The organism is Aliinostoc sp. HNIBRCY26, from assembly GCF_050235535.1.
In the GTDB taxonomy this organism is placed as follows: Bacteria; Cyanobacteriota; Cyanobacteriia; order Cyanobacteriales; family Nostocaceae; genus Trichormus.
In genome coordinates, this window is the sequence record NZ_CP189852.1 from 3,441,603 (window position 1) to 3,462,255 (window position 20,653).

Consider the following 20,653-nt stretch of genomic DNA (forward strand, 5'->3'; position numbering starts at 1 on the left):
TGGGCAGTAAAATCTACCTTGTCTACCTTGTCTACCTTGTCTACCTTGTCTCTCATTCCCCATTCCCCATTCCCTTAATAAGTTTTTGAAACTCCTCATTATCTGCGATATCATCAAAATCGATATCATTGGCAGCATCTTCTTGATATCTGGGATTGAGATTAATTGCTTGTTGCAAATTTTCTATAGCTAAATTTGCTTGTCTTTGTAGTGCATAACAGGCGGCTTTATTATAGAAAGCACTGGCATAATCTGGTTTAATTGCTAATGCCTTATCAAAAGAATTGATTGCTTCTTCATCCTTACCTAATCTGACGAGAGTATAACCGCGTTTATCCCAAATTTTAGGAGATTCAGGTTGAAATTTTAACGCTTCGTCAAAAGATTTGATTGCGTCTTCATATTGTTCTAACTCAATTAATGCTAAACCACGATTTAGCCAAGCTGTAGCATCTTCTGGTTTGATTTGTGTGGCTTGATTAAATGATTTAAAGGCTTCTTGATGTCGCTGTAAATAACCGAAAGCCACGCCGCGATCGCACATTGCTTGATGGTAATCTGGTTGAATTTTAATGGCGCGGTTGTAGGAAGCGATCGCTTGTTTATAGCGTCGTAATCTAGCGAAGGTCAGCCCACATTTAAACCAGAGTATAGCATCATCAGGGTTGAGTTTCACCGCTTGCTCGTAAGCTGCGATCGCCTCTTCATATCGTTTTTCTGCAAATAAGTTATCCCCCTGCGCTATATAATCATCAAATGTCAATTTTGGTTGATTATTTTCCCGTGGCGGTTGAGGTTCAGGTGAAGGTTCTTGTATGTTAATGACTGCGGGTTTAGCTTCAGCTAATTCTTGTAAAATTACATTTTTACGCTGTTGAGCATCTAATTGTAATTCAGACAATTGCGCTACAAATTCTGTCTCCAGTTTTTCGAGTTTTTCTAAAATCAATAATTTCTGCTGTTGAGCATTAAATTGCAACTCAGAAAACTGTGAAACAAACTCCGAACCTGATTTTTCTAAATCTTCGAGAATTTGACCTTGGCGGTTTTGAGCATCTGTTTGCAGTTCAGCTAACTTAGATACAAACTCTGATTGGAGTTTTATTAATTCCTGCTGAATTTGTGACTGTGATGCTGATATTTGTTCTTTTAATAAATTCTCTAACTCTTGAATATTTTGTAAAACTTGCTCTTTTCTACCATTAACTTCTGACTGAGAATTAGCCAACTGTTGTGTAAATTCCACTTGTATGTTATTTAAATTATCCCACAAACTATCTTTGTGTTTTTGGGTATCTGCTGTTAATCCTAATACTTGAGTTTGAAATTCACTAACTATTGCTTGGAGATTTTCTAATTTGATATCTTTGTGTTGCTGTACATCTGCTTGTAATGCAGCTAGCTGTACACCAAATTCTGACTGTAAATTATTTAAAATAGTAATGAAATTAGTTTGCTGTGCCTGAGTATCGGTATATAAATTTCCTAACTGAGTATTAAACTCTAACTTAGATGTTTCTAAGCCATTTATGATGATGTCTTGCTGATTAGATGTATTTTGTTTTAACTCAGTCAAGTAATTAACAAACTCTGTTTCATTATTTTCTATATTTGCTAGTGTTATATTTTTCCGTTGTTGGGCTTCTAACTCTAACTGAGTTAATTGACTTACGGATTCAGATAATAAATGCTCAATTTTTTCTTTAAAAGTTGCGACTTCTGCGGCAATTTTAGCTAAGTTATCAACCTTAGCTTGTAATATTTCTGATGTTACAAAAGATAAATTATCTTGCTCTGTTTTAATTTTTTGCTGTAGGTTCTCAGCTTCTCTTTCTAAAGCGCGGGTAATTCCTTTAGCTTCTTGGATAAGATTTTCTGCATCTTGCTTGACTAAAGTTAATTGTCCTTCCAGTTTTTCCACACCTTGTAAATGAGACATAGCCCTATCCACAATTTCACGGATAGCTACCCGTCGCAGTAGCCAGAATAAAGCAATAATTGCTACTGGAAATAAACTCAAAATCACTAAACAAATATTCAGCAAGATAGTTGTCCGACTCAGTTCAGACTCTAACACCCGCTTTTGTGTCGGGACTTGGGCTAATGTTTGATTTAGGGTTAGACTCTGCTGAGAATAGACGGATGGTGTAGATTGTCCGTTGCTGATTTCAGCAGACAACAGCAAAGGAGAAAAGACTAGGACGCTTTTCACAACTAAGGATAATATCAATTGGTTCTGGCTCTTCATCACAACCATCCTGATGTGTTGTCAGTATTTTGCGGCGTGCTTATCTCCTAATCTATAACAGAAATGAGTGATTCACGTTGGTGGGGTGATGCTGGTAGGATTGTCAGCGATCGCAGTTTTAGTTTAGGACTATGCAACTTATGGGTGTAACAGCTTAACATTGTCTTTCTGTTTCCTGTTCCCTAGTTCCTTTCTCCAGTTAATATTGAAGCCAAAAGCTCAGGACAAGATAAGTGTGGACAATGTCCAGAATCTAGCTCAATAGCATCAACCCCTAAACGCTGGCGTGCAGCGTAGCGCGACCATACCGGATATAGTATTCTATCTTTGGTACAGACAATATATTTACGCTCAACCGAAGGCAAAGCTTTGAGAGGATTCGTTTCATAAATATAAGCCATAGATTGTTGCGAACGACTTTTAGAGATTGCCCACTGTGCTACATCCGGTTGACAATCATGCAAGAACAAATCCATTAATACTGCTTCGTCAGTAAAATCTCTACCTAACGAAGCAGGTTCATACATATTCGGTTCAGAATGAAATTGTTCTAGTTGACTAGGGTCTTTTGGTTGGTAATTTAAGGATTTGAGCGTATCAGCATCAAAATTATGAGCAAATTGGTCTATTGTACTGACACCAGGAGACGGAATCAGCGTAGCCACAAACACTAGTTGACGCACTTGCACCGCTTCTGCAACCAAAGGAATTATAGTCCCAGCCATTGAGTGACCAACTAGGACAATATCATCATCAGTTTTTGGCAGTGCTTGAATTACTGTATCTGCAAATTGAGACAAAGTAGCAGAGGCATTTTCAATTGGTAAATCCATTGCTACTGTTTTGTGACCCTGTGCTTCTAAGTGGGGAATGAGTAAATCCCAACACCAACTACCTTGGAATGCACCGTGAACTAAACAAAAAAGACTCATAACAAGGGAATGGGGAATAGGGAATAGGGTAGAATAAGCCGCTTATTTTCAGGTAAGTTTAAAAATATAATCTATCAAAAATAATTTAAGTCAATCAGTTCTCATCAATTTTTCTCGTCACAAACCCCTGAAAAGGCAAAAGCATCTTTTTCTGTCCTTTTACTTTTACCTTTTACCTGTTACCTTTACCAGTCCTCAATCCTTGCCATGAACATTCCGGGAATGGTAACGTCTACAAGTTGGCTGACTAGTAGAAATAGTAATAGTTCTCAAACCATGAAGCGTAGACAAAAAGTAGCCTCAATGATGAGTCTAACCTTAATCTCTGGCTACCTCTTACCACATTCCGCTATCATCGCCGCCCCACCGAGAAACCCAGATAAGGCTATTAATTGTGAGATTTTAGTAGTAGGTGGTGGACTTTCTGGTGTAGCTACGGCTTATGAGGGTTTGTTGGCTGGAAAAAGGGTTTGCTTAACGGAAATCACCGACTGGTTGGGAGGACAAATTTCTTCACAGGGAACATCTGCATTAGATGAACGACCTACTCAACGCAGTCGTCAGTTCTATTCTCGTGGTTATTTAGAATTACGCGATCGCATCCAAAAAAAATACGGTAAACTCAACCCTGGAGACTGTTGGGTGAGTGATTCCTGTTTTCTCCCACGTGATGCACATACCATTCTGGCGCAGATGCTCAAGGATGCGGAAAAACGGGGTAAAGGGAAGTTGGAATGGTTTCCGAATACGGTAATTAAAGAACTGACGATCTCTAAGAATAATACTAGTACAGGTGGACAGTTAATTACTGGCGCGATCGCTATTCAACATCAGCCAGCTAAAGGCGCGCCACCCCTCAACACTTTTCCCCTATCACAAACCATAGAAGACGCGTATCGCTATAACAATTCGTCTCGCTTTACTAAAACTATTATTCGCTTCGTTCCCAAACAAAGTAAAAGTAAGATTCCCTGGTATGTGGTAGACGCTAGCGAAACCGGAGAAATTATTGCTTTGGCGGATGTCCCCTACCGCTTAGGTATAGATGGACGTTCCTTCTTAGAACCTTCATCTTCTAGCAGCAGTAACGACCCCTACTGCACCCAAGGCTTTACCTACACCTTTGCAATGGAGGCGACAAAGGAACCTCAACCGCAAAAAATGCCGCCTTTTTATCTGCAATACTCTCCTTACTTTAGCTATGAGTTGGAACGGTTAGCCAGTTTTGACCTAGTATTTACCTATCGTCGCATCTGGAGTCCCAACCAAGGACAACCAACCAGTTTTAGAGGCGTTAATTTTACTGCTCCCACCCCAGGAGATATATCCATGCAAAACTGGACTTGGGGTAATGACTACCGTCCTGGAACTGCTAAGGATAATTTAGTCTACACTCGTCAACAGTTACAAGCCACAGGACAATTAAAACCCGGCGGTTGGATGGGTGGACTCAGAACAGAGACTTTCCGCAAAGCCGAAGAACACGCTTTATCTTACTATTATTGGCTAGTCGCCGGCACAACCGATTCCCAATTAGGAAAGGGCGTGAAAAAGCAACAAACCAATAACCGCTTTTTATCTGGTTTAGATTCCCCAATGGGGACAGTACATGGCTTATCGAAATATCCTTATATGCGCGAGGGAAGGCGCATTATTGGCCGTCCCAGTTGGGGGCAGCCAGGAGGTTTTACAATTTGGGAGATTGATATTTCTCGCCGCAACTACAACGATGAATATTACCGCAAAACCCTGCCAGCGAGTATGTATCGCCAACTCAAAGCCGCTTTGGCTGGTTTGGAAGCAACATCAGTAATTTCTGGTCAAATTAAACCAGATCAAGTGATGCGGCGGACTCGTTCTACTATTTTCCCTGATGCGGTGGGTATTGGTCACTACGCCATTGACTTTCATCCTTGCATGACAAAAAGTCCCCCAGAAGCCCCAGGTAACACAGAACGAGCTGGGGAAAGACGCGGCGGCGGACAGGCTTATCCCTTCCAAATTGCACTGAGAGCAATGATTCCTCAAAAAGTAGACAATTTAATTGTCGGTGGTAAAAGTATTGCTACTAGTCACATTGCGGCGGCGGCTTATCGGGTTCACTCCTTTGAATGGTCTGCTGGTGCGGCGGCGGGAACTGTCACCGCTTTCGCCCTCAAAAATAACGTCGCACCTTACGAATTAGTAGATGATTTACCCAAGGCAGAACCGCAACTGCAAGCCCTCAAACGTCTATTAGAAAAGAATGGCAACCCGACTGCTTTTCCTGATACCTCTATTTTTAATCAAAATTGGGAAGATTGGCGGTAGTTACACCAATTCGCAATGGGCTAACGCCCCGCTCCGCTAACGCAATTCGCAATGGACTTCGTCCCGCTTCGCTAACGCAATGGACTTCTCTCCGAGACGCTGCGCGTAGCTTGCTTCCCTGGAGAGGTACGTCCTGCTACGCTCTAGGCGCAGCTATGTCGCAGGCTTTACGCAATTAAGAAAGCCAAATAGTATCTGATACCAATTCACAATTCGCAATTCGCAATTCGCAATTGATAAATCCTGACTTGACAAGGGTTTTTGGGTTTGGATCTGTATCAGAATTTTAGTGAATTGGTATGAGTTTCAAGGTTTGCATCTGTTGCTTAATTTTTGAGAATTGGTACTGTAGGCCAATACGGTTCAGATAAGAAAAATAAATTTCAACAAAACCAGCAAATGATCACTCAACAAAAAACGAAAAAATGATTTTGGAGGGGGTTTGGGGGACGCAACCGTCCCCCAATCGGGGGCTTGGGGGATTCTCCCCCAAATCTTGCTCATTGTCTAATAGGTAGAGCAAAAATGGAACAATCAACTCTCACCACCTTAACTGAACCGTATTGTATTATAGGCAGGAACAGGAAATAGTCCGCAAAAAATCACCGAATTTTTCGATAATTCGGTGATTCTCATCTCACTATTTTTACTGGTTCAAGAACATTCTGGTAAATCTCTTTGAGCGTAATTGCAATCAAAATAAATTAATGCGTCTCTACTTGAGGAAAATTGACTAGTAGTTGTGTATGATCTACTACCTGATGACGCATCTTGTAACCAAATTTTTAAATAATAAGTATTATTATCACTCTGCCATAGTTCATAACGATATTTACCTCCCATCCCTTCACTACTTAAATAGTCAGCTAAGGCTGTATTGATTGTAGACACAAAGCTAAATGCTGTTAAAACAGTAATGGCTGCTAATCTGAATAAATGATTCAATTTCATAGGAACACACACCATTCATAGACAATAAATTATCTATTTTCAGATTATTTTACTAGTATATATTTTTACATCAGTAATTATTGCGAATTGTGACAAATGCTCCTGGGTAGTTGTTGGATCACACGCTGAAAAGGTGATGGATTGTGCAATCCTTGGGAGAGAATTAGTGAACCTTGAATGGCGATCGCCACATCTTCCCCCCGATGTTTAGCCTGTTCTTCCTCCATCCCGTCTGCTATTAGTGCACTAGCGATCGCATCTATCCAAGTGCGAAATAATCTTTCTACTTTAGTGTGAAAGATATCACGGGCTGAACCCAGCAGCAAAATCGCAAACAGACAAGGTTGTTCTCCCTGTTGATAGAGTTCGTTGAGGCGATCGCACATCCGCCCCAATTTTGTTTCCGCATTGCCATCAGAACGCAACGCTTGCAAAATATTTTCTCCTAACCACTGTTCCAAATAATCCAACACCGTCTCGACCATCTCATCCTTACCACCAGGAAAGTGATGATACAGACTAGCCTTACCCAGTCCAGTCGCTTCCGCAATTTTGGACAAAGTTGCACCGTCGTAGCCATACTGCCGAAACAGTTGTAAGAGATAGGGAATATAAGTCTGTTTGGGCATTTGCTTGATAGTTGAAACATTATTGCTTGTATGTGTTGACATTGTACCGAACGTTCGATAGAGTCTCAATAGACCGAACGAACGGTACAAAAATCTATGCCACGCAAATTTGGAGAAATTGCCTTTACTCCTGAAGTTCAGGCTGCACAATCAGAACGGGGTTCACGGCAAACTTATGAACGCTATATTGCCAATGGCCCTGCCAACGACACTATTACGCCACAAATTGCCGAATTTATCGCCCGTTTAGATGGATTTTATTTGGGAACAGTCAGTTCTAATGGCTATCCTTATATCCAGTTTCGAGGCGGAACACCAGGTTTTCTCAAGGTACTGGATGAAAAAACTCTAGGATTTGCTGACTTTTCTGGAAATTTGCAGTACATCACCGTTGGTAATCTGTCGGGGGAAGCCAAAGCATTTATGTTTTTGATGGATTATCGTCATCGCCAACGGATCAAGGTGTGGGGAAAAGCTGAATATATTGAAGGAGATTCGGCTTTAATTGAGCAGGTTCATGTCCCCAATTACCCAGCAAAAATTGAACGTGTGATTCTCTTTCACATTGAAGCAATCAGTGAAAACTGTCCACAACATATTCCTATCCGCTATGGTGTAGCTGAGGTGGAAGCCATAATCGCACCTCTTCAGGCTCGGATTCAAGAGTTGGAACAGAAATTAGGTAAAGCAATGAGCGATGGCTGAGAGCATTCTGCCAAGCATAACTGATCACACTGATTGTAGGAAATACCAATCATGTCTAATATTCTCAGACCTCCTTTACCTCCATTTACCAAGGAAACCGCTTTGGCTAAAGTCCAGGCGGCGGAAGATGCTTGGAACACACGCAATCCCGAACAAGTCGCCTTAGCATACACAGAAGATTCAGTTTGGCGAAATCGGTCAGAATTCTTTACCGGAAGAGACAAAATCCGAGAATTCCTCACGCGCAAATGGAATACTGAATTAGACTACCGACTTAAAAAAGAACTTTGGAGTTTTACCGACAACCGAATTTCCGTCAAATTTGAGTACGAATATCATACCGATTCTGGTCAATGGTATCGTGCCTATGGTAATGAACAGTGGGAGTTTGCAGAAAACGGACTGATGCAACGACGGGAAGCTAGTATTAACGATGTTCCTATCCCAGAATCAGAACGTAAGTTTCATTAGAGGATACTTCAGCTAATCCTTGTTAATCCTTATGTAACCCGAATGACAATTCTTTGGGGTGTTGACTCTTGAGAGTGGACTTCATCCCGCCACTGACCTTACCCTTTGCTACGCAACGCTACCGCGAACGGGAACACTTCGTGAACAGGTTCAGAGGGGAACTTCCCGCCCGAATCAGTTAAACTAATTAGTTGTAATGTAGTTTTGTAGAATTCTGTTGGTTAACTGCTCTTATGGTTACAACACGTTCAGCAGTTGTTTTTGCTATGGGTACAGCACCAACTGTCACTCCCGAAAAGACTAGTCAGACTGTCCGTAAGACTTACCCTAATTATAAGGTAATTGTCTTAAATGATGACTTTAATACTTTTCAACACGTAGCTGAGTGTTTGATAAAGTATATTCCAGGTATGACCAGCGATTTGGCTTGGGATTTAACCAATCAAGTGCATTATGAAGGGCAAGCGATTGTTTGGGTAGGCCCTCAAGAGCCAGCAGAATTGTATCATCAACAGCTGCGTCGGGCTGGGTTAACAATGGCCCCACTAGAGGCAGCTTAGGTCATGGCTAAATCCAGTGCAGACACATCAAAAACTAATACTCGTAAAGATGCCAGATTAGTCTGGAATCATTCTACGCATCTTCCTGGTTTGATCCCGATTTTAGAAAGACTTTGTCAAGAAGATGGGATTCAAACCATTACACCAGGGGTAATTGGTAGAGTCAAAGGTCATGCACCCAAAATGCAATTGCGTGTGTCTGTACCTATTCGGGGTGGTTACAAAATTATTGCTAGGCATGGTAAGACCGTGCAGGAGGTGTTTATCCTGACGATTCTGGCGCAGGATAAACTCGAAGAAATAATTGCGATCGCCATGAAACAATAAAGATTGACCTCTCGCTATTCTTCAACTCGATGTACTGCAAATTTATGTAGCGGCAAACTCAAAATACACGAAAAAGTTAAAAAATATGACAATGCTGTTGTTATTTTCAAAGTCATGATTAGAGGCTCATAATTGTGAAAAACCATTTTTTCTAGGCCAAACGCCACACAATAAACAAGCCAATATGTAAAACTCATTCTAAATAGAATTATTTCTGTTTCTTCCTGGTCATCATTTTTTGTATCTGGGCAGTTCCACAGTAAACCCAAGCCAAGGATACAAGCCACAAAAGATACAGCAACTACGAATTCGTGACACAATAAATTGCTTGCGTGCATTGATGTTTATTCCCATCTTCGGTCATTGGAATTCAGTCTAAAGGAATATTCCGAGCGATGGTCAAAAACAGTTACAAACTGCAATAAATCCCTGCAAACTGTGTTAACAAATGCAACAAGAAATATATTAGTTTTAAGTGGTTAGTCATTCGGGAACGGGGAACAGGGAATAGGGAATAGGATCTTAAATTGATTATATTGAGATAGGTAGTATTGTTTCGAGATTTTGGAATATTCCATAAATTTAGCCTTTTAATCCAAAATCCGTCTTGAAAAGTTGAGCCACTGCGTTGGACGGGTTTCCCTGCTTGTAGCAAGTGGCGTTCCTACGACGGGAAACCCGCCTACAGAACTTTCCGCAAAATCCAAAATTGGTATTAGTCCCAATGCCCTACTCCCTATTATCTAATAGGCCAATCAAGGGAATTTCGATGACAAATTCTGCACCTTTACCTAGTTCAGAATTACACCAAATTTTGCCGTGATGCTGTTCGACAATGATTTGGTAACTAATTGATAAACCTAATCCTGTACCTTTACCAACTGGTTTAGTGGTAAAAAATGGATCAAATAATTGGTGTTGAATATGCTCTGGTATACCCAGTCCATTATCTGCAATGCGGATAGTAATCCAGTCTGGGGTAATAGATGCGGTAGAGATGGTGATTATACCCTGATATTTGCAATCTTGATTCAAAGAGCGATCGCTATGGTATCTACTACATTCTTCTACCGCATCAATCGCATTGCCCAGAATATTCATAAATACTTGATTAATTAGCCCCGCATAGCAGCATACTAATGGTAAATCCCCATATTCCTTAATGACTTCAATATTTGCTACATCGCCATCAGTTGTTAAACGGTGTCCCAAAATGACTAATGTGCTATCAATACCTTCATGAATATTGACTTTCTTTAATTCAGCTTCATCTAGGCGAGAAAATGTCCGTAAGGATAAAACAATTTGTCGGATGCGTTCTGCACCTATTTCTAATGAAGAGACAGTTTTAGGTAAATCTTCAATAATAAATTCTAAATCCACCTCTTGCATTTGTTGTACAATATTGTTTGGAGTTTCGACTACATAATTTTGGTAGAGTTTTAAAACGTGCAGAATATCTTGAGTATATCTTTGAATATAACTTAAGTTGGCATAAATGAAATTTACCGGATTATTAATTTCGTGGGCAATTCCCGCCACAAGTTGTCCCAAACTAGACATTTTTTCAGTTTGCACTAACTGAACTTGAGCTTTTTTGAGCTTTTCATTAGCCGCTACTAATTCCGCCGTTTGTTCTTCGACTAATTCCCGTAATTGTTCCCGATGTCGCTGAAGTTCTGCTTCTGCTGTTTGTCTAGCAGTCACATCTCGTATAACTAAAATTGCACTAGAATCAGTATTTTTAATCTGTACATAAGCCCAAGAGACTTCTAAAATTAAGTTTTTTTCTAATCTTTTAAATTCATAAATATCCGTAGCATTTAACTGATGTTTTAAGGCACGAAAAACTGGGTGTAGATGTTCTGGGACAACTTCACCGTTTTTACTAAGAGGCAGCAAATCAATTAAATCAGCACCAAAAACTTGTAATCGATGTTTATTAACTAGATGATCAAAAGTAGCATTTGACCAATTGACTTTGCCATTTTCATCAGTCCAGATAATGGCATCAATAATAGTACCAAGTGCTACTTCCATTCTGCCTAATACAGATCGTAGCTTCTCAACCAGTGGAACTGAATCAGCTTTCACAAATTCTCCTGTGCCATTCAGCCAAATAGCTTTGATATTGTTTCATTTATTTCTATTTGTAAACATGAGTCATAAATCCACTTAAAAAGTAACAAGTATTTACCTGTTACCTTACCCTTTAGTCAAAAATAAATTTTCTAGCAGGCCTGATTTAAGTAGGTTTCAGCCTGCATTTTTTGTGTGTTTTCATTATGTCGTGATGTATAGGAGAGTGTTCCAGTTCCTATATTTCCCAAGATGAGAGGCTAATTATCTATCTCAACATTAAGTTTCCAGATTTATTGTGTTGATGTTAGCTAATAGGATGCTTCAGTATGAGTAATTCCTTGGTAGAGCTAGATTTTCTGAGACTGATGCACCATAAGTTGCTGATATTGTTTTGTCTGGAAGTCCCTGAAGTTGACACTTCTGAATCTATTTACCATCCAGGTAAAGATAAATCAGCATCTAAAACAACCTATTTTGCAAAAAACATAGCATGATTGATTTTTGCAGTGCGTGAGTCTGAAGATACTTCAGGGTATCCTGAAGGCTGACAGTTACTTGTATAGCTCAACTAAACGGAAACAATGTCAGGTAAAAACATTCTTTTTCTATGTCTCCTACTGTTTATCCCCATTTCCTTGGCGGCACATTTCCTGGAATGGGGAGAATTAACAGTATTTGTCACCGCAGGTTTGGCAATTCTACCTCTAGCTGCTTGGATGGGTGAAGCTACAGAAGAAATTGCTGTGGTTGTTGGGCCAAACCTGGGAGGACTATTAAACGCTACCTTCGGTAACGCTACCGAATTAATTATTGCCCTAGTGGCTTTGAATGCTGGCTTTGTTAATGTTGTCAAAGCTAGTATTACTGGTTCAATTATCAGTAATTTGCTGCTGGTAATGGGTTTTTCTATGCTTCTAGGGGGACTACGCCATAAAGAACAAACATTTCAACCCATCGTGGCGCGGGTTAATGCTTCCTCTATGAATTTAGCGGTGATTGCGATGTTATTACCCACAGCGATGAATTACACCGCTAAAGGTATTGGCGAACCGGTATTACAGCACCTATCTTTGGCTGTGGCTGTGGTGTTGATTTTGGTTTATGGCTTGACGCTGCTATTTTCGATGAAAACCCACGCCTATTTATATGATGTAGGTGTGGCAGAAACAGAAGAAGCAGAAAACCATTCTCAACCAAATCTGTTGTTGTGGTCTGGGGTGCTGTTAGTTTGTACTCTATTGGTGGCGTTAGAGTCAGAGTTATTAGTTGATTCTTTAGAGGTAGCTACTTCCCAACTGGGTTTAACAGCGTTGTTTACAGGGGTAATATTAGTTCCCATTGTTGGTAACGCGGCGGAACACGCTACAGCAGTTACCGTGGCGATGAAAGATAAAATGGATCTTTCTGTATCAGTGGCTGTGGGTTCTAGTATGCAAATTGCCTTATTTGTCGCCCCTGTATTAGTAATTGCTGGATGGATACTAGGCAAGCCAATGGACTTAGATTTTCAACCATTTGAATTGGTGGCTGTAGTTGTATCTGTGCTAATTGCTAATAGTATTAGTTCTGATGGCAAATCTAATTGGTTGGAGGGGACATTACTATTAGCTGCTTATACTGTACTGGGATTTGCCTTTTACTTCCACCCACCGATTAACGGTATTGGGTAGTAATGCTCAAAGTTAGTTGCATATAGAAATCTTGAGATCCCCGATTTTCATAGAAATTGGGGATCTTTTTTCCTGAATAAATAAATCATCTCTAATTCACTAAGCCTTTATAGTCTTTAGAGTGAGACTTAGATATATTTATTCTTAGTCAGATTTACTAGTAGTGATGAATTTTTATGAGGGCGAACGATGGGACTCGAACCCACGAGTGGTGGAACCACAATCCACTGCCTTAACCACTTGGCTACGCTCGCCATTGACGTTTCTGATTATAACACTATTTTTATGAATTGATCCACCTTTTTCTATTTTTTCTCAGGAACGGACTGAATCTCTTAGCAGTCTGGGGAACTTAATCAATTTCTAGGGAGTTAAGGCTAGCGAATATGAAGCTATGGAATATTTTGGTATCTTTTGGTTCTATTGGACTTGCAGCTGTGTTGGGGTTAGTGATGGCTAATACTAATCCTAGTCAGTCGGCTTATGAGGATTATGCCGTAAAACAACTAACATCATACTTAAAAAAAGATGTCTGCAATCAAACATCAAAGCTCATAGAGAAGTTAATCAATACTAACTGTGACAAATTCATAGATTCTGCTAACCCCCAGATGCGTCAACTCCTTTCACTCACCACTGAAAAGGAAGACTTAATCTTGTTTAGTATCTATCGCACGGAATTGAAAGTGAATAATTGGCTACCTGCTTATAGATTTGAGACGGTAGGCGCATTTAATAATTTCTATACTTATACAGCCGAACAGCAATAGAGACTGGGTATTGGGAAAGTAGTTAGGTAACAGGTGAGCAAGATTTGGGAATCATAGGGATTAAGCCCTGGAAAATTGCTTGTGATGAAACTCTGTCCTCATATTGGTTGTTTATATTCCCACAACCCTACTACAGCCGAAGTTTGTCTCCAATGCGGTAAGCAACTTTTACTCAATCATCGTTATCATTTAATCCGACGTATTGGTCAGGGTGGCTTTGGTATCACATTTTTAGCAGTGGATGAACAACTCCCCGCTAAACCCTGGTGTGTCATTAAACAATTTCATTTCCCCTCCCAGTATGGTCGTAATTGTCAGCAAGCCGTGAAATTATTTCGCCAGGAGGCTGTGCGGTTAGATGGGTTACAACATCGCCAAATTCCAAAGCTGTTGGGGTATTTTGAACAGGAAAATCAGCTGTATCTAGTGGAAGAATGGATTCCTGGACAAACTCTCAAAGAGGAATTGCAGCAAAATGGCGTTTTTAGAGAACCACAAATTCAGCAACTCTTGAAAGATTTGTTACCAGTGCTGCAATTTATCCATGACAAGCAAATTATTCATCGGGACATCAAGCCAGCCAATATCATCCGCCATGCAACTACAGGGGAATTATTTTTAATTGATTTTGGCATTGCTAAACACATTACCGCTACAGCTTTACTCCAAACAGGTACTACCATCGGTTCTCCCGAATATATGTCCCCTGAACAAACCAGAGGGAAAGCATTACCAGCCAGTGATTTGTACAGTTTAGGTGTCACCTGCATCCATTTATTAACTGACATTTCCCCTTTTGATCTATTTGATGTGAGTTGCGATCGCTGGGTCTGGCGTGATTATCTTCTATCAGGGAACACTATCAGCAAGCAACTCGGCGAAATTCTTGACCAAATACTGCAAAATGCTGTTTCGCAACGCTACAAATCGGCGGCTGAAGTTTTGCAAGTCCTGAATACCTGTCCTAGCACTGTCCAGCCACAACAATCAGTTAACACTCTATATTCTGAGGTAGGAGTTGATTACCATAAATTACGCGATTTATTAGCTTTCAAACAATGGTCGCTTGCAGACCAAGAAACTTGGGTAGTAATGTGTCAGGCCTTATCTAAGCCCACGGGTAGTTATTTTTTTATGAGTGACATCGCCAAATTACCCTGCGAAGACTTACAAATCATTGACCAATTGTGGCTCAAATACAGTCAAGGGCGGTTTGGTTTTAGTATCCAAAAGCAAATTTATGAGAGAGTTGAATGTGACTATGTCAGGTTTTGTGCGGCGGTAGGATGGCATTTATATAACTCTAATTCTCCTCCTAGTTGGCAACTTCCCCTTTATCAGTCGTTTCCAGACGGGAATTATCCCTCACGGGTGTGGGCTGGTGGGACTCAGTGGTGGCGACATATAGAGGCGGTAGGGGCTAGGTTAGCAAATTGTAGATTGACTGAATATTCACCCTAGCTGGGAGTGCTGAGTAATGAGTAATGAGTAATGAGTAATGAGTGTTTCGTAATCAATTCTTTAATTTTGAATTTTGAATTTTGAATTTTGAATTGATAAGTCCCCAATCCCCAATCCCATACTAAGTTTTGAGTGCTGATTGTTGTAGAATTGAATTTATCGTTAAAGCGCAAATCAAGAGCAAAGTCGGTTTTTCCTGGACTGTTTGCTGTTCTATCCTCGAAAATATACTTTTAAGGCTAGCTTAGAAGTAAATAAGTGTACTGAGGATAAAAAAGTGTTGTGGATTTTCTGCCCACAGAACTGCGGTTGAGCGATCGCTGCCGTATTTACGAGTAGCCGCAAAAGCCTGTATACAGTTCACGCTGCACTGCGATCAGCAACTAGGAAATACAGGGTTCTTCTACGTATACCTGTGAATAATATTATAAGTCTAATCAGAAATTCTGATTTTGCTGACTAATCGCCCCCAAAGCCTGCATAGGGCAGGCTTTGCTTATATAACAGGTAAAGACGTGAAATAAAGCATCTTGTAGAGATTCGCGCCAGAGAGGTTACTGTAATTGAGTGAGGGTTGTTCGTGGAGACACTTGTGGAACAGCAAAAGCAAGGTGTAAAGGTTGATATGAAAGTAGGCGATCGCATTCGTGTTAAAGAGTCAGTGGTAGTGTACCATCATCCTGAACATCGCAGTAAAGCTTTTGATATCAAAGGCATAGAAGGCGAAATCGTGGATATTGTTACCCAATGGCAAGGTAGACCTGTAAGTGCTAACTTACCATTGTTAGTCCAAATTAGTAAAAAATTTAAAGTCCACTTACGTGAAAGTGAAGTGGAGCTAATCTAATTCCATTATGGGCGGCGAAACCACCTCAAAATATTCACTTCGCCGCGCATTTTTTCTAAATCTTGGCGATTTTGTGCCGCAGTCTTGGCATACCACTCACAATAATGCTGAAACTCTAAGCGTGTTTGCACTTCGTGATAAAACCGCTTAGTTGTTTGGTATACAGCAAAACCTTCCTCGACTTGGGGCGGTAGTGCAGGTAAGACATGGGGGAGATTTTGGGACATGGTTTATTTACGGTGTGAGGGTCTACGGATTTAGGGAGGAACTAATAACTAGCGACATACTGCTATTATTACTCGTCTATTTTAGAGAATATTTGAAAAGTCAAAAAGTATACTATAGGAATCCGACTTGATTATTGAAACGATTTGCGTAGGTAGGGAACTCTTAACAGGGAACAGGGAACAGGAAAAGAAGTAACAGAGGTGTACCGAGTTTTTTCAGAAATCAAATATGATTCCTATAGAAACCCCTCTCCAAACCTCTCCCCGAAAGGTCGATAGGCTTTGCGAGTAACTATTGAATTTTGACTTAAAACACATCTGCTGGGTCAGCAGAACGTAATTTCCGCATAGCGATCGCACCCGAAACACTACACATGATAATGGTGAGAATAAACACATTAATTGCTCGATCCAATTTCATGGCAATGGGTAACATAGTTGCCGCAAAAGTGATTTGATATAGTCCAAAGGAGAGCAAATAGGCAGGAAGATATCCAAAGATAGCTAATAATAAAGCCTCTTGTAATAGGGCGAGGAGTAAATAGCCGTCAGTATAACCCATCGCTTTCAAGGTGGCGTATTCTGGTAAGTGGTCAGATACATCAGAATAAAGAATCTGATACACAATCACAATCCCGACAATAAACCCGACTCCCACACCCAAACCGAAAATAAACCCAATCCCTGTACCATTAGCCCAATATTCTTTTTCAATTGCAGCAAAGCCTTCTGGTGTCAGAACTTTGACATCATTAGGTAAACCTGCGGCTAATTGCGATCGCACTTTTTCGGGATCTGCACCAGGTTTTAAGGTAATTAACCCTACTTCTATCTTGTCGGCTTTCCGTTCGGGAAATAGTCTTAAAAATGTAGAATCACTGGTGATAACATTGCCATCAGCCGCGAAGGATGCACCGTTACTAAATACACCTTTGACATCAACACCGATATTATTCAATTCCGTGAGGAACTTGCCTTCTTTTTGAAAAATTTCGCCAACTGCTCCGTATTCAGGACGACCTGCTTGGTCAAATAGAACCTGATTTAACGGTTTGAGTAAATTGATATTTTTTTTGACTTCGGGAAACTTAAACGTGGGCGTAGTGGGATCAATACCCCAAACTAAAATAGCCCTATCTTGTCGTGTTTCGGGATTCCGCCATTGTCCCGTATTAATATATAAAGGACTAACTGACTGTACGCCTTCATAACCTAGTGCTTGATATAGTCTCTCTCTAGAAAAACTTTTAACGGAAAATAAGGTTTGAAATTGGGGATTAATTAACACCAAATCAGCCTGTAAATTCCGGTGGGGTTGCACAGCCGCATCAAACAGCGCGCTTTCAAACCCCAACTGAATAAACATCAACATATCAGCAAAGGTAATACCCGCCACTGCTACTGCTAGGCGCGTTTTTTCCTTCATTAATTGTCGCCAAGCAAGCGGCGTTTTACGCAACATTTTCATATTGGGGACTGGGGATTGGGGACTTATCAATTCAAAATTCAAAATTCAAAATTCAAAATTAAAGAATTGATTACGAAACACTCATTACTCAGCACTCATTACAACTCAATTGCTGTCTGTACTTGTAAGTTAGTTAAACCTGCAACTTTTTTACTGTCTTCAGGACTCAGACGAATTTTGACTTCGACAACTCGGCTATCTAGGTTTTCTCCTGGTTGGTTGCTAAAGACGTTTTGGCGGTTGACTTGTAAGCCAATATGAGAGACTTCGCCGCGTAGTTCTCCGGTAAAGGCTTGTCCGGTAATGATTGCGGGTTGTCCTAGTTTGATTTTGCCAATATCAGATTGATAAACTTCTGCAACTGTAATCATTTGGGCAGTTTGGGCTAAGTCTGCAATGCCGTTATCGCCAATTTTTTCACCGACTCGATTATGAATTTTGAGAATTTGTCCAGCCATTGGGGCTGTAATATAAGCTGCTTCTAGTTCTGTGACGGCACGTCTGAGTGCAGCGATCGCATCTTCTACTTCTGCTTGTGCTGCTTGCACATCTACAGGACGGACTTCGGCAATACTGGTTAATGTGGCTTTGGCTTCGCTGACTTCCTTTCTACTGGTGGCGTTAATTCGGCTGAGTGCAACTGTGGCTTCGGATAGTTGTTTGCTGGCGGTGGCGTTAATCCGATTCAGCACTGCTTTGGCTTCGTCTAGTTGCTGTTTGGCGGTTTCTAAACTCAAACGTTTACTATCAAAGGCTGAACTGGAAATTGCGCCTTCGGAATATAGCTGTTGATAACGTTGATATTCCGCGCTGGCGTTATTTAATTCGGCTTCGAGTTTTCTGATTGTGGCTACTTGGGCGATTCTATCTCCTTGCCATTGTGCCTCTATGCGGGCGATGCTTTCTCTTTGTTCTATGATGTTTCCGAGAGATTGGGCTTGTAGGCGTTCTACACTGGCTTTTTGCGCTAGGATATCGCCACTTTTTGCTCCTGCTTTGACTTGATTGAGTTTGGCTTGGGCGACTCTGACTTGTTTTTCTGCTTGCAATACTGCTGTTTTTAGGCGTGCATGGGAATCTAATACGGCAATGATTTGTCCTGCTTGGACTTTATCTCCTTCTTCTACTCTAATTTCGGCAATGCGATCGCCATCTAATACTAAAGGTGCAGATAGTTTAATAACTTCTGTTTCTGGTTCTAGTCTGCCTAGTGCTGTAATTTTAGGTGTGCTTTGTTCTGTTTGGACTGTACTATCTGTTGCTACTGTTTTCCCTATTTGTCCAAACTGAGACACTCCATAAACAATAATGCCTGTAGTTATAGCTGTCGCTGCTATGACTAACGTAGTCAATCCTTTATTGATTGTTTTTGATAATAATTTTTGACTCATATAACCTCTAGCAATACAACTGAATGTATCTATATCTTTCAGAGAAACAATCTCAAAATATTTTATCGATGCCAATTTTATTCCATCTGTCCCAAATAGACCGTGAGCATTTTGCCCAGTAAGGTACATTGCTCAACAAAATCAATTGTTTGGTTACACCATAGCCTTTCTAAAATTAAGCCGTTGACTAAGCTCAACACAAAAGAAGCTAAAGCCTTATCATGTATACCTAATAAGTCTAATACTACCTGCTGGTAGTTTTGATTAACTCGGTTTAATGCACTATTACTTCCTAAGTCATCTATGTCTTGATACTGACAAAAATTTACCCAAATATATAGCCATTTGATAAAGTAGTCTTCGTTTCTGACTAAATATCTACCCAAAGATATCATTTTATTTTCCAATTTTTCTGAGTTATTTATTTCAGCTAATAATTTACCCATATCTTGTTGGCTAATGTCTTCTACTAACTGCTCAAACAAAGCCTGCTTACTAGGAAAATAGTGATAAAGCGTGCCTGTAGACACCTGTAAACTTTGAGCAATTTCTCTGATTGTAATTGAACCATAGCCTTTCGTAGCAAATAAGTCAAAGCACTTACAAAGAAGTTCTTTACGGTACTCGTCATGATCAACAACTTTGGGCATATTTTTTTATATCGAACAGTCGTTATTTTTAGTAATACATTTAGGTCTATTTTTAAATGGTTCATAAAAACACTAGTTAAATTTAGATTTAGATTAAGTCATTGCGTTAACTTTTACTACTATTGATAAAAGCCAACCCTGTCTAACTGCGAGATGATTTTAATATCTGGTATGATTGAGTTTAGGGATGATCCCAAATTGACAAAAATTTTCCTCCTGCCTACCCTGTAACCCTTGCTATCGCTACCTTCCTCATTGCAACCATTAATTCAGTAACACCGAAAATCTTAGTGTCTACCTACTTTGACAATGAGTGTCTTTTAAGTGTCATATTGAAAAATTAGGACATGAAAACAACGGTAATCTCATGATTTTAACTGTTGAGTAACGTTGTTTTAAAAACATCTATGGCTTTACTTTACTTGTAAAGATACATCAACCACCCTAATTGGTGAATTAAATCAAAAATACAGTATTAAATCTCACACTAATAAATCCAGAGTATGAAACTAGTTCTATGTTTTTTTACTCTCCCTAAATAAATTTAGTTGCCTGTGTGCCTGTTTTTTAGTTTTGGAAAGGTGTTCAACAAGAAACTTGAAGAATTTAATATTTTCTCAAGGTTTACGACTTTCAATATATGACGGACTATTGCACCTGTCAAGATAAATTTTTCGCCTGATAATGTAGAACGGCGTAAATATTTGTAGTTGGTATAAGGCAGGAAGCAGGGTTCAGGAGGGAAGAGGGTTTTAACCTAGTTTACCTTTTCTAAATATGGTTGCGTTTTTCCCACCGACTTACTTACTTAGTTAAATTTAAACTAAATTTAAAAAAAGAATAAATTTTTGCTTAACCAAATTGTGATAAGTTCATCTTCAGTGATTCTGACTAGGCAAAATTAGCGAAACATCAACAGTACTAACACCAAAGCTACTGAGTAGCTATCATGAA

General features: G+C 40.0%; 19 protein-coding genes and 1 tRNA gene. 9 read left to right on the plus strand and 11 right to left on the minus strand.

Annotation, left to right across the window (positions count from 1 at the left end; translation table 11 throughout):
- Nucleotides 1–52 precede the first annotated feature (52 nt).
- Together ACQFX9_RS14770 and ACQFX9_RS14775 are read right to left on the minus strand one after the other, a co-directional pair.
- Nucleotides 53–2,248: a tetratricopeptide repeat protein gene (locus ACQFX9_RS14770; RefSeq protein ID WP_427162685.1), complete on the minus strand. Its 2,196-nt coding sequence runs from the start codon at nucleotides 2,246–2,248 to the stop codon at nucleotides 53–55.
- A gap of 182 nt (nucleotides 2,249–2,430) precedes the next feature.
- Nucleotides 2,431–3,180 carry an alpha/beta fold hydrolase gene (locus tag ACQFX9_RS14775; RefSeq protein WP_427162686.1) on the minus strand — a complete coding sequence of 250 codons (750 nt, stop codon included), beginning with the start codon at nucleotides 3,178–3,180 and terminating at the stop codon, nucleotides 2,431–2,433.
- Between the two features lie 276 nt (nucleotides 3,181–3,456).
- Between ACQFX9_RS14775 and ACQFX9_RS14780 the strand changes: the two genes are divergently transcribed.
- Complete coding sequence (locus ACQFX9_RS14780) at nucleotides 3,457–5,490, plus strand: FAD-dependent oxidoreductase (RefSeq protein WP_427162894.1); 2,034 nt, start codon at nucleotides 3,457–3,459, stop codon at nucleotides 5,488–5,490.
- A 654-nt stretch (nucleotides 5,491–6,144) separates the two neighbouring features.
- Here the strand turns inward: ACQFX9_RS14780 and ACQFX9_RS14785 are convergent.
- Nucleotides 6,145–6,441, minus strand: a complete 297-nt coding sequence (locus ACQFX9_RS14785; protein ID WP_427162687.1) for a hypothetical protein — start codon at nucleotides 6,439–6,441, stop codon at nucleotides 6,145–6,147.
- A gap of 77 nt (nucleotides 6,442–6,518) precedes the next feature.
- Entirely contained in the window at nucleotides 6,519–7,112 is a 594-nt protein-coding gene (locus ACQFX9_RS14790; protein WP_427162688.1) for a TetR/AcrR family transcriptional regulator, read from the minus strand.
- Between the two features lie 54 nt (nucleotides 7,113–7,166).
- Here ACQFX9_RS14790 and ACQFX9_RS14795 point away from each other — a divergent pair, with 54 nt between their 5' ends.
- From ACQFX9_RS14795 to ACQFX9_RS14810, 4 genes are all read left to right on the plus strand, one after another.
- Nucleotides 7,167–7,775: a pyridoxamine 5'-phosphate oxidase family protein gene (locus tag ACQFX9_RS14795; protein WP_427162689.1), complete on the plus strand. Its 609-nt coding sequence runs from the start codon at nucleotides 7,167–7,169 to the stop codon at nucleotides 7,773–7,775.
- A gap of 51 nt (nucleotides 7,776–7,826) precedes the next feature.
- Nucleotides 7,827–8,246: a DUF1348 family protein gene (locus tag ACQFX9_RS14800; RefSeq protein WP_427162690.1), complete on the plus strand. Its 420-nt coding sequence runs from the start codon at nucleotides 7,827–7,829 to the stop codon at nucleotides 8,244–8,246.
- Between the two features lie 233 nt (nucleotides 8,247–8,479).
- A complete protein-coding gene (gene clpS / locus ACQFX9_RS14805) occupies nucleotides 8,480–8,806 on the plus strand; it encodes an ATP-dependent Clp protease adapter ClpS (protein ID WP_103138015.1) in 327 nt (108 codons plus the stop codon).
- A 3-nt stretch (nucleotides 8,807–8,809) separates the two neighbouring features.
- Nucleotides 8,810–9,133 carry a DUF2103 domain-containing protein gene (locus ACQFX9_RS14810; RefSeq protein ID WP_427162692.1) on the plus strand — a complete coding sequence of 108 codons (324 nt, stop codon included), beginning with the start codon at nucleotides 8,810–8,812 and terminating at the stop codon, nucleotides 9,131–9,133.
- Between the two features lie 14 nt (nucleotides 9,134–9,147).
- Here ACQFX9_RS14810 and ACQFX9_RS14815 read toward each other — a convergent pair whose 3' ends face one another.
- Nucleotides 9,148–9,471 carry a hypothetical protein gene (locus ACQFX9_RS14815; RefSeq protein ID WP_427162693.1) on the minus strand — a complete coding sequence of 108 codons (324 nt, stop codon included), beginning with the start codon at nucleotides 9,469–9,471 and terminating at the stop codon, nucleotides 9,148–9,150.
- Between the two features lie 391 nt (nucleotides 9,472–9,862).
- Nucleotides 9,863–11,227 (minus strand): ATP-binding protein, encoded by a 1,365-nt coding sequence (locus ACQFX9_RS14820; RefSeq protein ID WP_427162694.1) that lies wholly within the window; start codon nucleotides 11,225–11,227, stop codon nucleotides 9,863–9,865.
- Nucleotides 11,228–11,796: 569 nt separating this feature from the next.
- Here ACQFX9_RS14820 and cax point away from each other — a divergent pair.
- Nucleotides 11,797–12,885 (plus strand): calcium/proton exchanger, encoded by a 1,089-nt coding sequence (cax, locus tag ACQFX9_RS14825; RefSeq protein ID WP_236143015.1) that lies wholly within the window; start codon nucleotides 11,797–11,799, stop codon nucleotides 12,883–12,885.
- Between the two features lie 181 nt (nucleotides 12,886–13,066).
- On the opposite strand, the gene ACQFX9_RS14830 is transcribed toward cax, so the two are convergent.
- Nucleotides 13,067–13,139, minus strand: a tRNA-His gene (locus ACQFX9_RS14830).
- A gap of 132 nt (nucleotides 13,140–13,271) precedes the next feature.
- On the opposite strand from ACQFX9_RS14830, the gene ACQFX9_RS14835 reads away from it, so the two are divergent.
- The 3 genes from ACQFX9_RS14835 to ACQFX9_RS14845 all read left to right on the plus strand — a co-directional run bounded on the left by ACQFX9_RS14835 (nucleotide 13,272) and on the right by ACQFX9_RS14845 (nucleotide 15,963).
- A complete protein-coding gene (locus ACQFX9_RS14835; RefSeq protein ID WP_427162695.1) occupies nucleotides 13,272–13,655 on the plus strand; it encodes a DUF4359 domain-containing protein in 384 nt (127 codons plus the stop codon).
- A gap of 84 nt (nucleotides 13,656–13,739) precedes the next feature.
- On the plus strand, nucleotides 13,740–15,116 hold the full coding sequence (locus ACQFX9_RS14840) for a protein kinase domain-containing protein (RefSeq protein WP_427162696.1): 1,377 nt from the start codon (nucleotides 13,740–13,742) through the stop codon (nucleotides 15,114–15,116).
- A gap of 574 nt (nucleotides 15,117–15,690) precedes the next feature.
- Nucleotides 15,691–15,963, plus strand: coding sequence for a ferredoxin-thioredoxin reductase variable chain (locus ACQFX9_RS14845; protein WP_236143011.1), 273 nt, complete (start codon nucleotides 15,691–15,693; stop codon nucleotides 15,961–15,963).
- Nucleotides 15,964–15,968: 5 nt separating this feature from the next.
- On the opposite strand, the gene ACQFX9_RS14850 is transcribed toward ACQFX9_RS14845, so the two are convergent.
- The 4 genes from ACQFX9_RS14850 to ACQFX9_RS14865 form a co-directional block, all read right to left on the minus strand.
- Nucleotides 15,969–16,190, minus strand: coding sequence for a hypothetical protein (locus ACQFX9_RS14850; protein ID WP_427162697.1), 222 nt, complete (start codon nucleotides 16,188–16,190; stop codon nucleotides 15,969–15,971).
- Nucleotides 16,191–16,497: 307 nt separating this feature from the next.
- Nucleotides 16,498–17,658: an ABC transporter permease DevC gene (gene devC, locus ACQFX9_RS14855; RefSeq protein WP_427162698.1), complete on the minus strand. Its 1,161-nt coding sequence runs from the start codon at nucleotides 17,656–17,658 to the stop codon at nucleotides 16,498–16,500.
- Nucleotides 17,659–17,756: 98 nt separating this feature from the next.
- A complete protein-coding gene (locus tag ACQFX9_RS14860; RefSeq protein ID WP_427162895.1) occupies nucleotides 17,757–19,049 on the minus strand; it encodes an ABC exporter membrane fusion protein in 1,293 nt (430 codons plus the stop codon).
- A gap of 77 nt (nucleotides 19,050–19,126) precedes the next feature.
- Nucleotides 19,127–19,699: a TetR/AcrR family transcriptional regulator gene (locus tag ACQFX9_RS14865; RefSeq protein ID WP_427162699.1), complete on the minus strand. Its 573-nt coding sequence runs from the start codon at nucleotides 19,697–19,699 to the stop codon at nucleotides 19,127–19,129.
- Between the last annotated feature and the right edge of the window lie 954 nt (nucleotides 19,700–20,653).

Bases quoted from the DNA above. Each gene is read 5' to 3' on its own strand.
- ACQFX9_RS14770 (WP_427162685.1), bottom strand. From the start codon at position 2,248: ATGAAGAGCCAGAACCAATTGATATTATCCTTAGTTGTGAAAAGCGTC.
- ACQFX9_RS14775 (WP_427162686.1), bottom strand. From the start codon at position 3,180: ATGAGTCTTTTTTGTTTAGTTCACGGTGCATTCCAAGGTAGTTGGTGT.
- ACQFX9_RS14780 (WP_427162894.1), top strand. From the start codon at position 3,457: ATGAAGCGTAGACAAAAAGTAGCCTCAATGATGAGTCTAACCTTAATC.
- ACQFX9_RS14785 (WP_427162687.1), bottom strand. From the start codon at position 6,441: ATGAAATTGAATCATTTATTCAGATTAGCAGCCATTACTGTTTTAACA.
- ACQFX9_RS14790 (WP_427162688.1), bottom strand. From the start codon at position 7,112: ATGTCAACACATACAAGCAATAATGTTTCAACTATCAAGCAAATGCCC.
- ACQFX9_RS14795 (WP_427162689.1), top strand. From the start codon at position 7,167: ATGCCACGCAAATTTGGAGAAATTGCCTTTACTCCTGAAGTTCAGGCT.
- ACQFX9_RS14800 (WP_427162690.1), top strand. From the start codon at position 7,827: ATGTCTAATATTCTCAGACCTCCTTTACCTCCATTTACCAAGGAAACC.
- clpS (WP_103138015.1), top strand. From the start codon at position 8,480: ATGGTTACAACACGTTCAGCAGTTGTTTTTGCTATGGGTACAGCACCA.
- ACQFX9_RS14810 (WP_427162692.1), top strand. From the start codon at position 8,810: ATGGCTAAATCCAGTGCAGACACATCAAAAACTAATACTCGTAAAGAT.
- ACQFX9_RS14815 (WP_427162693.1), bottom strand. From the start codon at position 9,471: ATGCACGCAAGCAATTTATTGTGTCACGAATTCGTAGTTGCTGTATCT.
- cax (WP_236143015.1), top strand. From the start codon at position 11,797: ATGTCAGGTAAAAACATTCTTTTTCTATGTCTCCTACTGTTTATCCCC.
- ACQFX9_RS14835 (WP_427162695.1), top strand. From the start codon at position 13,272: ATGAAGCTATGGAATATTTTGGTATCTTTTGGTTCTATTGGACTTGCA.
- ACQFX9_RS14840 (WP_427162696.1), top strand. From the start codon at position 13,740: ATGAAACTCTGTCCTCATATTGGTTGTTTATATTCCCACAACCCTACT.
- ACQFX9_RS14850 (WP_427162697.1), bottom strand. From the start codon at position 16,190: ATGTCCCAAAATCTCCCCCATGTCTTACCTGCACTACCGCCCCAAGTC.
- devC (WP_427162698.1), bottom strand. From the start codon at position 17,658: ATGAAAATGTTGCGTAAAACGCCGCTTGCTTGGCGACAATTAATGAAG.
- ACQFX9_RS14860 (WP_427162895.1), bottom strand. From the start codon at position 19,049: ATGAGTCAAAAATTATTATCAAAAACAATCAATAAAGGATTGACTACG.
- ACQFX9_RS14865 (WP_427162699.1), bottom strand. From the start codon at position 19,699: ATGCCCAAAGTTGTTGATCATGACGAGTACCGTAAAGAACTTCTTTGT.